At 43.8% G+C, this 14,413-nt stretch carries 13 protein-coding genes; 9 read left to right on the plus strand and 4 right to left on the minus strand.

Translation table 11 applies throughout. The annotated features are described in order from the left end of the window. Positions 1-22: 22 nt before the first annotated feature. The gene (gene srmB, locus L4D74_RS21625) at positions 23-1,252 is read right to left on the minus strand and encodes an ATP-dependent RNA helicase SrmB (protein ID WP_428754571.1); all 1,230 of its coding nucleotides are present in this window, start codon (positions 1,250-1,252) and stop codon (positions 23-25) included. Positions 1,253-1,347: 95 nt separating this feature from the next. Next, positions 1,348-2,070, minus strand: a complete 723-nt coding sequence (locus L4D74_RS21630) for a tRNA1(Val) (adenine(37)-N6)-methyltransferase (RefSeq protein ID WP_428754572.1) — start codon at positions 2,068-2,070, stop codon at positions 1,348-1,350. A gap of 296 nt (positions 2,071-2,366) precedes the next feature. On the opposite strand from L4D74_RS21630, the gene brnQ reads away from it, so the two are divergent. Next, the gene (gene brnQ, locus L4D74_RS21635) at positions 2,367-3,677 is read left to right on the plus strand and encodes a branched-chain amino acid transport system II carrier protein (protein WP_428754573.1); all 1,311 of its coding nucleotides are present in this window, start codon (positions 2,367-2,369) and stop codon (positions 3,675-3,677) included. 126 nt (positions 3,678-3,803) lie between these two features. Here brnQ and fldB read toward each other — a convergent pair whose 3' ends face one another. Beyond that, entirely contained in the window at positions 3,804-4,322 is a 519-nt protein-coding gene (gene fldB / locus L4D74_RS21640) for a flavodoxin FldB (protein ID WP_428754614.1), read from the minus strand. Between the two features lie 157 nt (positions 4,323-4,479). Between fldB and xerD the strand changes: the two genes are divergently transcribed. The 8 genes from xerD (at position 4,480) to L4D74_RS21680 (ending at position 13,252) form a co-directional block, all read left to right on the plus strand. Further along, positions 4,480-5,388, plus strand: coding sequence for a site-specific tyrosine recombinase XerD (xerD, locus tag L4D74_RS21645; protein WP_428754574.1), 909 nt, complete (start codon positions 4,480-4,482; stop codon positions 5,386-5,388). A 74-nt stretch (positions 5,389-5,462) separates the two neighbouring features. Then, entirely contained in the window at positions 5,463-6,251 is a 789-nt protein-coding gene (dsbC, locus tag L4D74_RS21650; protein ID WP_428754575.1) for a bifunctional protein-disulfide isomerase/oxidoreductase DsbC, read from the plus strand. Positions 6,252-6,288: 37 nt separating this feature from the next. Continuing rightward, on the plus strand, positions 6,289-8,028 hold the full coding sequence (gene recJ / locus L4D74_RS21655; RefSeq protein ID WP_428754576.1) for a single-stranded-DNA-specific exonuclease RecJ: 1,740 nt from the start codon (positions 6,289-6,291) through the stop codon (positions 8,026-8,028). A 104-nt stretch (positions 8,029-8,132) separates the two neighbouring features. Then, positions 8,133-9,231, plus strand: a protein-coding gene (gene prfB / locus L4D74_RS21660; RefSeq protein WP_265676420.1) for a peptide chain release factor 2 whose coding sequence is annotated in 2 segments (ribosomal slippage) — positions 8,133-8,207 and positions 8,209-9,231 — 1,098 coding nt in all. Because the reading frame shifts where the segments join, the coding sequence is not laid out codon by codon here. 29 nt (positions 9,232-9,260) lie between these two features. Beyond that, entirely contained in the window at positions 9,261-10,778 is a 1,518-nt protein-coding gene (lysS, locus tag L4D74_RS21665; RefSeq protein ID WP_428754577.1) for a lysine--tRNA ligase, read from the plus strand. Positions 10,779-10,991: 213 nt separating this feature from the next. Continuing rightward, a complete protein-coding gene (locus L4D74_RS21670; RefSeq protein WP_428754578.1) occupies positions 10,992-12,320 on the plus strand; it encodes a sigma-54-dependent transcriptional regulator in 1,329 nt (442 codons plus the stop codon). Between the two features lie 444 nt (positions 12,321-12,764). Then, positions 12,765-12,890, plus strand: coding sequence for a hypothetical protein (locus L4D74_RS21675; protein WP_428754579.1), 126 nt, complete (start codon positions 12,765-12,767; stop codon positions 12,888-12,890). Between the two features lie 107 nt (positions 12,891-12,997). Then, positions 12,998-13,252 (plus strand): DUF1127 domain-containing protein, encoded by a 255-nt coding sequence (locus L4D74_RS21680; RefSeq protein ID WP_428754580.1) that lies wholly within the window; start codon positions 12,998-13,000, stop codon positions 13,250-13,252. An 89-nt stretch (positions 13,253-13,341) separates the two neighbouring features. Here the strand turns inward: L4D74_RS21680 and L4D74_RS21685 are convergent, their stop codons facing one another. Then, positions 13,342-14,376, minus strand: coding sequence for an NADP(H)-dependent aldo-keto reductase (locus tag L4D74_RS21685; RefSeq protein ID WP_428754615.1), 1,035 nt, complete (start codon positions 14,374-14,376; stop codon positions 13,342-13,344). Between the last annotated feature and the right edge of the window lie 37 nt (positions 14,377-14,413).

Below are 14,413 nucleotides of genomic sequence, written 5' to 3' on the forward strand. Positions count from 1 at the left end.
AAAGTACGGTTCTAAGCGCGAGTTACTTCTTTTTCGCTGCTTTTCTCTTGACGGTCTTTTTCTTGTCGTCTTTTTTCACTTTCTTCTTTTTCTTGAAGGTTGGCTTTTTGTGCGTAGGACGAAGTCCGTCGATGAAGCGCTCTTTGATGGTTTCGCTGGTGTAGCGAGCTACGCGTTCCATCATTGGCTGATCGTGTGCTTCGACAATAGAAATCGCGATGCCTTTCTTGCCTGCGCGAGCAGTACGGCCAATACGGTGTAAGTAAACATCTGCAGTACGAGGTAAGTCGTAGTTGATCACGTGTGACACATCTGGAAGGTCAATACCACGCGCTGCGACATCAGTGGCAAGCAGTACGTTGACTGAGCCATCTTTGAATCGGCTGATAGCGTTATTACGGCGATCTTGTGGCATTTCACCTTGGATCCAGGCACAAGGAATTTGAGCACTATCAAGTTGTTGGCGAAGATCGGCAAGACGTTCACGTGTTTTCAAAAATACAATGGTACGCTCAGCTTGCTCGGTTAAAATGTGCTTAAGCAAAGTGAGTTTGTGCTCAGCTGTATCGGCGCGGTGGTACCATTGCGTGATTTTTTTTCGTTCACGTAAAGACGGCTCTGCTTTAATTTCTGCTGGGTTCTTTAGAAGATCAGTCGTAAACCCTTCTACACCACGGCCTTCCAGTGTCGCTGAAAATAGCAGTGTTTGCTTACGCCAGCGACATTCTGCCGATAGGCGATCAACCGTTGGCCCAAAGCCCATATCAAGCATGCGATCCGCTTCATCAAGAACTAGCCACTCAATAGCGCGACAATCAAAGCGTTCTGCTTCGATATATTCCATTAGACGACCTGGAGTTGCTACTACGATATCTTGCGTTTGTGCCAGTGTATCTGCGTGAGTGTCGTATGTGACCCCACCAGTAATGGTCGCCACTTTTAGATGTGTATTCTTTGCCAGAGCTTTAGTGTGCTCAGCTACTTGCATCGCAAGTTCACGTGTTGGTGTTAACACAAGAATACGTGCAGGTCCGGCTTTCTTTCTTGGAAAGTCAAGCAGGTACTGTATAGCAGGGATTGCAAAAGAAGCCGTTTTACCCGTTCCTGTTGGAGCGGATGCCAAGATGTCTTTTGCCTCTAAAGCTTGTGGAATGGCTTCTGCCTGAACCTGAGTAGGGCGCTCATAGCCCATGTCTTCAATCGCTTCTAAAAGGATTGGGTCTAAATCTAATTCGGCGAATGTTCTGATCACTATCGTGTCTCCACAAGACTGAGGGTGTACCTGCTCAAAAATACGACACAGGAAAAGTAGGGCGGCTATTATACTCAAACGCTCGCTAAGCGCACTTACATTTTAAGGTAAAAGTCACCAGTTAGCTGAATAAAGGCGTCAGAATAGCCTCCATGAGGACTATGAATGACTAATTGCTCTTCGATGGTAGCGATTTCTTGTTTGCGTAATGTGAAAAGAACTCGGTTTATTGGCTTTGTTTGTGTCGGACGAACTAAGCAGCGTCGGCTGAGAAACCATCCCTTATTTTGAGCGATTGTGATGAATTGCTCTCCCTCTGTAATCGGCAGGATAAAGCTGGCTTCACCGTCGTTGTTGAGCAGCTGATAGCAGCGCGACAGCAGCTCGGTATGATTGAGGCTAGAGGTATGTCGGGCAGTGGCTCTTTGCTGGAGTGCGGCTTGCTCGCCAGAATTAAAGTAAGGAGGATTACAGATAATGCCAGAAAATGCGTGTTCAAAGTTATGGTTAAGAATGTCCCCCTTAATGATATGAATTCGCTCTTGCCATTGCGAGTGTTCAACATTGTTGCTGGCGTCTTTGATTGCACTGTCTTCGATGTCAATGGCGTGGATCACCCCTTCAGGATAACGCTGAGCCAGCATTAATGTTAGCAGTCCGGTACCGACGCCAATATCAAGGATTGGGTCAGCATGTTGGAACGTTGCCCATGCACCAAGCATCACGCCGTCGGTGCTGACAGGCATACCTGCTCCACCTGAATGGATCTTGAACTGCTTGAATGCAAAGCTTTTTATTTTACTGGTTTTAGATGTCATGATTATATGGTTAATCGATTGCTATTGAGTGAATTAATCTATTGTTAATTATTTGTATGGATATATGTTCTGATTGTGCTTATATTGTTTTGATAAATGATCGAGATTATATACTGGCTTTTTAATTAAAGCTGGTGAAACAAACTGCTTTCGTCTTGGTTCTGTAAATTAATGTAGTGTTTTTTTCTGACTCTATTGCTAATCCTAAGCCTATTCGTCATCATGCCGCCCTAAATTATACGAGGAAACAACGATTTTCTCGATAACACACAACATTAACTTATAGGGGTATATCTGTGAATCAGAGCTTAAAAACAACAGATATTATAGCAGTCGGCTTTATGCTGTTTGCGTTTTTTCTAGGTGCGGGCAACATTATATTTCCCCCTCTTGCTGGTCAGCTAGCAGGTGAGAACTTGTTACCTGCAATGACGGGTTTTCTTCTCACTGCGGTAGGTCTGCCTCTTATTACCATTATTGCTGTCGCAGTTGCTGGGGGCTCTTGGGAGCACCTGACTAAAGATCTTCCCAAGCGTGCAGCTATGTTAATTGCAGTGCTTATCTTTATCATCATTGGTCCTGCATTTGCTGCGCCGCGTACCGGCCTAGTAGCGTATGAAATGGCGATTCGTCCATTCTTTTTGGAAGCGACGCAAATACACCTAACGGTGTTCTCTATTTTGTTTTTTGCTGCTGCTATGTGTTTTGCATGGTCACAAGGCAAGTTGATTGATGTCATTGGTAAGGTACTGACGCCTGCGCTCTTTGTGGGGCTGATTATTCTTGCTGTCGCAGTATTTGTTGACCCGCAAGGTGAGATGATTGCGCCTGTTGGTGACTACGCGACACAACCATTAACAACCGGTTTCCTTGAAGGTTATAACACCATGGATACCTTCGGCTCTTTGATGTTTGGTATGCTGATTGTTGATGCGTTACGTAAAAAGGGCATCACTGAGCAAAGTGCGACAACGAAGTACTTGATCAATGCCGCTTTCATTGCCGCTGCGGGTTTGGCATTTGTATACATTTCGCTGTTTTATCTTGGTGCGACAAGCGCAACCGTTGCTGCGGGCGCGGATAATGGTGGTGCCGTGTTAAGCCAGTATGTCCAAGCGCTGTTCGGTCCGTATGGACAAATCGTACTTTCGGTTATTGTATTGCTTGCTTGTTTGACAACAGCTATTGGCCTCATTTCAGCTTGTTCTGACTACTTTAGTACCATTACTTCAGTCACTTATAAGAAGTGGGTTGTTATTCTTGGTGCTGCTTGTGCACTCGTTGCGAATATTGGTCTTGCTCAACTTATTTCGTTGTCAGTTCCGGTGTTATTTGCCCTTTATCCTGTTGCGATAGCCTTGGTTGCATTGACATTTGTACGCAAATTCTTGCCAAACCCTAAGCTAGCTTATCGAGTCGTGATTTTAGTGTCGTTGGCGTTTGCGCTAATTGATGCAGCTAAAGTCGCTGGCCTTGATGTTTCGTTCTTTAACGTATTGCCATTGTTCAGTGTTGGCATGGGGTGGGTACTACCAACAACCGCCGCTATCATTTGTATGGGCTTTATTGGTCGTAGTGCTGATGAGTTGACGGAAGAAACTGCATAGTCAAAGCAGCTTAATAGTTAGCACTAAAAACGGCACCTTGTGTGCCGTTTTTTATTTCATTTTATACCGTCACTGGTCGTTTCAATATAGCGCGCAACACTACACTGTAGTTAGGTGAGTATCGGCTTATAACGAGGCTTGGTACTCTAATAGAATTTGCTCACACCAAGTTGCAATCCGTTCATCACTTAGTTCATATTGTGAGTCTTCGTCGAGGGCTAAGCCGACAAATTTACTATTGTTGTCAATGAGGGCTTTAGATGCTTCAAATTCATAACCCACATTCGGCCAATAGCCAATAAAGTTAGCGCCGGTGGGTTTGAGTTCATCATGAAGCATTCCCATCGCATCCAGATACCACTCGCCATAGCCTTCTTGATCGCCGAGTCCGAACAGCGCGACGTACTTGCCTTTTAGTGATACGCCAGCGATTTGATCCCATATCCCGCCCCAGTCTTCTTGGAGTTCACCAAAATCCCATGTAGAGATCCCTAAGATAAGTAAATCATAGTCGCTCATTTGCGAAATAGGGGTATCTTTTACATTAAATATATCAACGATATCTGGGCCAATAATATCGCGTATCTTCTCTGAGGCCATCTCGGTGTAGCAAGTCGATGAGCCGTAAAATAGTCCTATTTTCATAATCGTTCGCATGGTTTGTGAGTCTGTTGTATCGGATTCTACCTCTAATTTGCTTAGCGTTGCAGCGGTTATCGAGGATTTATTGAGTTTTATTGGCATTCTCACCTTAAGTCGAATATTCTGTTTTTAGTACTGTATAAACATACAAGAGGTTGCTGTGAGTGACGTCAATATTCAAGACCAAGGGTTGATCGAGCAATTTTTGGACTCAATGTGGATGGAGAGAGGGTTAGCTGAGAATACGTTGTCGTCGTATCGAAATGACCTTATCAAATTACTGGTTTGGATGAATAAGCATCACTATAAGCTGCAATTCATCAGCTTCTCGGGTTTACAAGAATACCAAACATGGCTAGTTGACCAAGATTATCATCAAAGCTCTCGAGCTCGGATGCTGTCTGCCATTCGTCGTCTATTTCAATATATCCATCGTGAAAAATTGCGTGCTGATGATCCTACCGCGCTACTTATTAGCCCTAAGTTGCCCAAACGTCTTCCTAAGGATTTATCGGAAGATCAGGTGACGGCGCTTCTTGATGCCCCAGATTTGAATAACCCACTAGAGCTTCGTGATAAAGCCATGCTGGAGTTACTGTACGCGACAGGGCTTCGTGTTACTGAGCTCGTTAGTCTCACTATGGAGAATATTAGCCTTCGGCAAGGGGTGGTTCGTGTCGTCGGTAAAGGAAATAAAGAAAGATTGGTTCCAATGGGGGAAAACGCTATTGATTGGATTGGTGAATTTATTGAAAATGGGCGACCAGACTTACTTGGAGAGAAAACCTCCGATGTGGTTTTCCCCAGTAAACGAGCTAAGCAAATGACACGGCAAACATTCTGGCATCGGATAAAGTACTATGCTGTATTAGCGGGCATTGATACTGAGCTACTCTCACCGCATGTGCTTAGACACGCGTTTGCGACGCACCTATTGAACTATGGGGCTGATTTACGTGTCGTACAGATGTTATTAGGACATAGTGACTTATCAACCACACAAATTTATACTCATGTTGCAACTGAAAGGTTGAAAAACATTCATAGCCAGCATCATCCAAGGGCTTAATTTTACCTTTTTGAACGTTTTTCACGTTCGAAAACCGTATAAAACTCTATATTTTTGAAATTATGGTGACTTTAATGAGCGTAATGCGCTGTTTGACTCTTTTTTCTCTTCCTTTCTTTGTCACCGCTTGTGGTGCAGAAGAATCTCAACCAACCTCACAGCCAGCGAAGGTTGAAGTCGCGGCAACAGTGTCTGCCGATGAGGCTGCCATTACGTCTCGTTTTGCTAAGATTGGTATTGAAGTACTTGAGATTGTACCGTCTGATATTAATGGCTTGATGGAAGTTCGTACGGAAGGTGGGGTGTTGTTCACCTCACCAAATGGTGACCACTTTATTGCAGGGACCTTGTATGCATTGGATAAAGATGGCAACTACAAAGACATCATTGCTGAGCGCCAAGCGCCGCTGAATGCAGAGAAAATCGCTCAATATCGCGATAGCATGATTGAGTATAAAGCGGATGATGAGAAATACGCCGTAACCATCTTCACCGACATTACCTGTGGTTATTGTGTACGACTACACAGTCAGATGCAGGGTTATAACGACTTAGGTATCACTGTGCGTTATTTAGCGTATCCTCGTGAAGGGGCTAATGGTCAAGTTGCTGAAAATATGGCAAAGATCTGGTGTGATGAGAATCCAAATACCGCTATGCATGACGCAAAGGTTAACCGCAAACAACCAAGCTTTGATGGGGATTTGACCCAATGTAAAGCCACGATCGCGACACATTATAATTTAGGTCGTGAGTTAGGCATTAGCGGCACACCGGCTATTTTCTTACCGAATGGTGAAATGGTGGGAGGGTATTTACCGCCTGCTGATCTTCTTAAACGCCTTGAAAGCATTAAAAAATAATTAGGAAATGGGCTCATTATTGAGCCCTTTTGATTTTATGATAGAAATTCAACGTCGCGATCCTGTCGATGTCTCTGCGCTGCCTGAGACGATTCCTGAAATTCTTAGACGCTTGTATCTTTCTCGTGGTATTTCCAACCTAGGAGAATTAGAAAAAGCCGCTAAGGGGTTACATTCTTACACTGAGCTAGCGGGTATTGATAAGGCAGTAGAGCTGCTGTTTCAAGCGATTCGCGAGCAAAAGCGCATTATCGTCGTGGGAGACTTCGACGCTGATGGAGCGACGAGTTCAGCGTTGTCAGTATTGGCACTGCGCATGCTTGGTAGCCGTAACGTAGACTATTTAGTGCCGAACCGATTTGAAGATGGCTACGGTTTGAGCCCAGAAGTCGTCGATCAAGTATTAGAGATCGGTGCTGAAGTCATTATGACGGTGGATAACGGGGTTTCATCGATTTCGGGTGTGAAATACGCGAAAGAGAAAGGGCTACAAGTGATTGTTACTGACCATCACCTTCCTGGTGGTGAGCTTCCTGAAGTAGACGCAATGGTTAACCCTAACCTCAATGAGTGCAGCTTCCCTTCTAAGGCGCTAGCGGGAGTCGGCGTTGCTTTTTATTTGATGATGGCGTTGTGCGTTGCAATGAGAAAGCAAAATTGGTTTGCCTCGCAAGGCATGGCAGAGCCTAAGCTTATGGAGCTTATTGACTTGGTTGCGTTGGGCACGGTTGCTGATGTGGTACCGCTGGATAAAAATAACCGGATACTAGTTCATCAAGGTTTGCAGCGTATCCGCGCTGGTAAAGCGAGACCGGGTATTCAAGCCTTGATTGAAATTGCCAAAAGAGACCCTAGAAAGTTAGTGGCAACGGATTTTGGTTTTGCGCTTGGCCCCCGAATTAATGCTGCGGGTCGACTCGATGACATGTCATTTGGTGTTGAACTTTTAATGAGTGACAACATCCATGCGGCGAGACGCATGGCCAGTGAATTGGATGGATTGAACCAAACTCGAAAAGAAATCGAAGAGGGCATGAAGCAAGAAGCGCTGGCTTTTTGTGAGCGTCTTCAGATCAGCGATAAAGCCACTATGCCTTATGGTTTAGCGTTATTTCAACGAGATTGGCATCAAGGCGTCATTGGCATTCTAGCCTCACGAATAAAAGATAAATTCCATCGCCCAGTGATTGCATTTGCCGACGGTGGTGAGGGAACCATTAAAGGCTCTTGCCGATCAATCCCAGGTTTGCACATGCGTGATGCTCTTGACCGTATCGACACACAAAATCCGGGTCTAATTGCCAAGTTTGGCGGCCATGCTATGGCGGCAGGTTTAACGATTCAAGAGAAAGACTTTGAACGTTTCAGTCAGCTATTTGATCAAATTGTTCGTGATGAGCTTGGTGAAACGGCGTTAAAGGGGGTGATTTTATCGGATGGTGAATTGTCACCAGAGGAATTCTCCATGCATACAGCGGAAACACTGCGTGCTGGTGGACCGTGGGGGCAAGCTTTCCCTGAGCCTATTTTTGATGGTGAGTTTAAAGTTCTGCATCAAAAACTGGTGGGCGAGAAGCATTTGAAGCTAATGGTTGAGCCTATGCATAAAGGCTTTGGCACCAATATTATGTTGGATGCCATTGCTTTTAATGTGGATTTACGTCGCTGGCCTGATGCGTCGGTAAAAACGGTGACACTCGCCTACAAGTTGGACATTAATGAGTTCCGTGGAAATCAATCTCTGCAGCTCATGGTGGATCATATTGAGCCTCGATAGAGGCTCTTTTAAAACCGCAAGCTAAATCGATATTTTTCTGTATCTTCATCACATTTTTGAGTAGAATTCTTCGGTTAAATTCTACTCATAAATGCTGAGCGAATATGTTTGAAATCAATCCTATTAAAAACCGCCTACAGGACGTGACCGAGCGCACGAATATCCTGAGGGGGTATCTTTGACTATGATGCCAAGAAAGAGCGTCTAGAAGAAGTTAACGCAGAATTAGAACAACCGGATGTATGGAATGAGCCAGAGCGCGCACAAGCGTTGGGCAAAGAGCGTTCATCACTTGAAGCGATCGTAGAAACTATCGATATACTTGACCAAGGGGTTGAGGATGTTGCTGGATTACTCGAGCTTGCGGTTGAAGAAGAAGACCAAGAAACCTTTGACGAAATTGAGCCAGAATTGGCTGAGCTCGAAGCTAAGCTTGAAAAGCTTGAGTTCCGTCGTATGTTTGCTGGTGACCACGATGCGTCTGATTGTTATATCGATTTACAATCGGGTTCTGGTGGTACTGAGGCACAAGATTGGACATCAATGCTGCTGCGCATGTACTTGCGTTGGGCTGAAGCCAAGGGCTTTAAGACGGAAGTCATTGAAGTGTCTGACGGTGATGTGGCTGGTTTGAAAGGGGCGACGGTCCGTATTAGCGGAGAATACGCTTACGGCTGGCTACGTACTGAAACAGGTGTTCATCGCCTTGTTCGTAAATCACCATTTGATTCCAGTGGTCGACGCCATACCTCTTTTGCTTCTGCGTTTATCTATCCTGAGATTGATGACAACATTCAGATTGATATTAATCCTTCTGATCTTCGTATCGACGTATATCGTGCTTCTGGCGCGGGTGGTCAGCACGTCAATACCACAGAATCTGCGGTGCGTATTACCCACGTACCAACCAATACCGTGGTTCAGTGTCAAAATGATCGTTCTCAGCATAAGAACAAAGATCAAGCGATGAAGCAGCTTCGAGCGAAACTGTTTGAGTTAGAAGTCCACAAGCAGAACGCTGAAAAACAAGCGAACGAAGATGCGAAATCAGATATTGGATGGGGCAGCCAAATACGCTCATACGTATTGGACGACTCTCGAATTAAAGATTTAAGAACAGGCGTTGAGAACCGTAATACACAAGCGGTTCTTGATGGTGATTTAGACAAATTTATCGAAGCTAGCCTGAAATCAGGTCTGTAAGCTTTTAGCAACTTAACAGGTACATCCAAATGACTGATGCTGTTCAAAATGAAAACCTACAAGAAGAAAATAAGTTAATTGCTGAGCGTCGTAGCAAGCTGGATCACATCCGCAAAAGCTGCAAAGCGAATGGCCACCCAAATGATTTCCGTCGTGAGCATCTCGCTGGCGATCTGCAGGCTGAGTTCGGTGAAAAATCGAAAGAAGAGCTAGAAGAGCTGAACCACATTGTGTCTATTGCCGGTCGTGTAATGGCAAAGCGTGGTCCATTCCTAGCGATTCAAGAGACCTCTGGCCGTATCCAAGCCTATGCAGCAAAAGATGTTCAGAAGGTTTTAAAAGAAAAATATCAAGGTCTTGATATTGGTGACATCATTGGTGTTAAAGGTGCACTTCATAAGTCAGGTAAAGGTGATCTTTACGTGAATATGGAAGAGTTTGAACTGCTAACTAAAGCACTTCGTCCGCTACCTGAGAAATTCCACGGTCTAACGGATCAAGAAATGCGTTACCGTCAGCGTTATGTTGACCTGATCGTAAACGAAGATTCTCGTAGTGCATTTATCATTCGCTCTAAGCTGGTATCTTCTATCCGTAACTTTATGAGTTCAAAAGGTTACTTAGAAGTTGAAACGCCAATGATGCACGTGATCCCTGGTGGTGCAACCGCTCGTCCATTCGTGACTCATCATAATGCGTTGGATATCGACATGTATCTGCGTGTGGCGCCAGAGCTATATCTGAAGCGTTTGGTTGTGGGTGGTTTTGATCGTGTATTCGAAATCAACCGTAACTTCCGTAACGAAGGATTGTCTCCTCGTCACAACCCTGAATTCACCATGATGGAATTCTACCAAGCGTACGCAGACTACAAAGATCTTATGGATTTGACTGAAGAGATGCTAAGTACGGCAGCAATGGATGTGCTGGGTTCTACATCAATGCCATACGGTGATGAAACGGTTGAGTTTGGTGGTACTTACGCACGTCTAAGTATGTTTGACGCGATTAAGCAGTACAACCCAGATCATGTGCAAATCCAAGCGCTAACCGAAGCAGATTTGCAAGATCGTGAGCTTATGGTTTCTATTGCTAAATCGGTCCATGTCGATGTTGAAACGTTCTGGACATGCGGTCAGCTACTAGAAGAAATCTTTGGTGAGACAGCTGAGCCTCAGTTGATGCAACCAACGTTTATTACTGGCTACCCAGCAGATATTTCGCCATTGGCTCGTCGTAGCGATGATAACCCGTTCTTTACTGACCGTTTCGAGTTCTTTATCGGCGGTCGTGAAGTGGCAAATGGTTTCTCTGAGCTAAATGATGCAGAAGATCAAGATGCACGCTTTAAAGCGCAAGTGAATGCAAAAGACGCGGGTGATGATGAAGCAATGTACTACGACGCTGATTACATTACAGCGCTAGAACACGGTTTACCGCCAACGGCTGGCCAGGGTATCGGTATTGACCGTTTGGCTATGCTATTTACGAATACTCATACTATTCGTGACGTTATTTTGTTCCCAGCGATGCGTCCTCAGCAGTAATTAACTGGCAATAAATATTTTAAGCCTCTCTATTGAGAGGCTTTTTTTATGCCAAAAAATCAAGAACTTTTGTAGAAAAATAAAAAACTGTGCACTAGTCTTAAATATGAGACAGGTAAAGTCGGCAATAATGTAAGAGTTACCTTGTGAGAATAGTCCTATTCAATAGAATTAACCAGTTGAATCCTAAAAGTAATAATAAGGAATGATGTAATGGGAACCGAGTTTAAGATGGATTCCATCCCCGGCGCTTTAGTGGTAGTGGGGGGGACCTACGAGCCATGGTTATCAGTTTTAGAACAAGCTGGTTGGCGATGTACGCAGTGTTCTGATCTACGTAAAGCGGACGCCATTTTCTCCGAAATAGGTCCTTGTATTGGTATTGTGGATTTAACACGAGATGACTTTAGCTTAAATGGGATTGCAAAACTGGTGAGCACCCATAAACAGGTAAGGTGGATTGCTTTTATCAGAGAGTCTCAATTAAGTTCAGACACCATATGCCAATTTATCGTGAATTTCTGTATCGACTTTTTTACTGTACCTATTCCAGACTCACGCTTAATGGGCACGATTGGTCACCAACTTGGTATGCTTAAACTTGAGCAGAAAGTTTGGCCGCATAATGGCAATAATCATGATCTTGGTCTTGTTGGGCAATCTCTACCTGTAAGGCGATTGAGAGATCAAATTAAGCGTATCGGCCCAACAGATGTCAGTATTATGATTCATGGTGAGGTGGGCTGTGGCAAAGAAACGGTGGCGAAGGCTATTCATCGTTGCTCTTCCCGCTCGCAAAAACCCTTTATCGCGGTTAATTGTCGTGCTTTCTCTGACGCTCGCTTTGAAAATGAATTTTTTGGCCTACATAACCCAGATCAGGTTTCGTTGCTTGAGCAAGCGGCGGGAGGCACGATCCTACTTAATGACATATTTACCTTGCAGCCCAAACAACAAATGAACTTACTGAAGTTTTATCAAGAGGGCAAAGTAGAGACGGTCAATGGCTGGAAAGAGTATGATATTCGCATTTTAGCGGCAGATTCATCCGATATCGAAAAAGCGCTTGGTGACGGTTTGTTTAATGATGAGCTGTTCCATTGTATTAATGTTCTTAGAATTAATGTTCCGAGTCTGAAAGAGCGGGCAACGGATATTGGATTATTGGTGAATCATTATATTGGCCAGTTTTCTAAAGAATTTAATTCTCCAGTTAAATCTATCGACGATGATGCTCTTAAAACCCTGACTTACTACCATTGGCCCGGCAATGTAAAAGAGCTGTTGAACCAAGTTAAGCGAGCGGTGCTGATGACTGAAGAAGAAGTGCTGTCTAAGAAGCACTTTGAATTACCAGGTACCTATTCTGGTAAGCGTAGCTTAAAGAGCATTAGAGAGCGCTCTGAGCGAGATGCACTAATATTGGTACTCGACAGCCACAATGGTCAGGTAACACTTGCTGCCAAGGAGTTAGGCATATCGCGAGCGACGATGTATCGTTTGCTAAATAAGCATAACTTGATCGCGGAAGAAACGTTGTAAATAGTTACCTGTTCCAGTTATAAACCATCGCTTGATTGCGGTGGTTTTTTTTATCACTATCTGGAACCGTACACAGCCAGTCCTTTCTTTTATGTACCAATCTGCAATGTATAACCGTTTTTTTAAATGTGTCGTATGGCGATTTGTATAAGCTTTGCTCTTAATTACATTATTTTTGTGAAGTGTGTTTTAGCAACGGAATTATTTTATTGATCTGGTTGTTATTTGTTCGGTTGAAATGAATCACTACTAAGGCTTCTATATACAATGTATTGCTTCATCCTAGCGTGGCTTAGTCGCAAGAATATAGAATATTTCATGTTATTGTTTTTTTTTGTAACAAACTTGTTGAAAATAGCGACGCTTTGATTGAAAATTAACCATGAGTTTCGAGCTCACACCATTCAAATTATTTCGGATTATTAAGTTAACGTGGAGGCGTAAATGATGAATCGTAACATTACTATCAAGACTATCGCACTTCCATGTGAGTGTATGAAACGACAATGGATGCATATTGCGCTGTTTTCAGCTAGCCCTGCATCTATGTCTGATACCAATAAACTTTAATATCCGTACCTCTAGAGGCTGCGGAAATAGCAGTCTCAAAGTCACTGAAAATTTTCTTTAGATCGCTATTTCTCTCCTCAATATTTGTAAATTTAGGAGACACTATTATGCGTACATCTGTTTATCTGACTCTTGCTACTTGGTTAATTAAAGCGGATCTTCACCATGAAGAAAGGGAATGGAAACGTCGCTATCGCCGCAATGCTTATCAGCTTCCTCTGCACAATGAGCATTTGCTGCGAGATATTGGCTTAGATAGCCAAGGTCGTCCACTCGGCACAGTGACGGTTGCTCCGGCTGTTGTTGCCAAACGTAAAGCTCGTCATCTTCGAAGGGTGTTACGGTCAACAATAGCGACGTAATCCTAGGCGGGCTGTGATATTGCCCGCCTAGAAATACACTTTTGCTTAGTTAGCAGAGCGTGAGCTTAGGCTCAAAATGTTAACGTCAATTAGGGACATGGGTTTGAATAACGTGTCCCTAATTCTTGAATATCGCTCATAAGTTCATCAGAAAGCGTAATGTCAATGCTATTAATATTTGCTTCAAGTTGAGATAAATTTGTGGCTCCAATAATATTTGATGCCACAAAAGGACGTTGATTAACAAATGCGAGTGCCATTTGTGAAGGATCAATATTATGTTTGTTTGCGATGTCAATATACGCTTGTGTTGCAGCAATACCCTGCGGTGTGAAATAACGAACAAAGCGTTCAAACTCGGTGCAACGAGCCCCTTTCGGTCTTTGACCATTAAGGTATTTGCCGCTTAAGCATCCAAAAGCAAGAGGGGAATATGCGAGCAGCTCAACACCTTCATGATGGCTTATTTCAGACAGGCCGACTTCGAAGCTGCGATTGAGCAAATTATAAGGGTTTTGTATGGAAACAATTCTCGGTAAATTATGTTTTTCAGCTAATTTTAATAACGACATTACACCCCAAGGTGTTTCATTTGAAACGCCAATATAGCGGATTTTTCCAGCGTTAATTAATTCACTGAGTGCTTCTAATGTCTCAATCAAAGAGACGCCTTCGTTCCCTTCAGAGTAGGGATAATTTAATTGACCAAAGCAGTTGGTTTGCCTTTGAGGCCAGTGAAGCTGATAGAGGTCGATATAGTCGGTTTTGAGCCGTGTGAGACTATCGTCGATTGCTTGATGAAGGTTACGACGATCTAAACTCATATTATCTCTAATATAAGGGAGGGATCTTGGGCCTGCGACTTTAGTTGCAAGTATGACTTTTTGCCTTTTATCTGATTGTGATAACCAATCTCCGATGTAGCTTTCAGTTAGCCCCTGTGTTGTTGAGTTAGGTGGTACCGGGTACATTTCGGCAGTATCGATAAAGTTGACGCCGCGCTCTAGGGCAAAATCCAGTTGGTTGAATGCGTCTTTTTTTGTATTTTGTTCACCAAACGTCATTGTGCCCAAGGCGATTTTGCTAACTTCAAGAGAGGAATGAGGGAGTGAATGATATTTCATTGAGCCTTCCTTGTTGCGATGGTTTTCTTTCACTATA

It is taken from the genome of Vibrio cionasavignyae (genome assembly GCF_050337155.1).
GTDB classification, from domain to species: Bacteria; Pseudomonadota; Gammaproteobacteria; order Enterobacterales; family Vibrionaceae; genus Vibrio; species Vibrio nomapromontoriensis.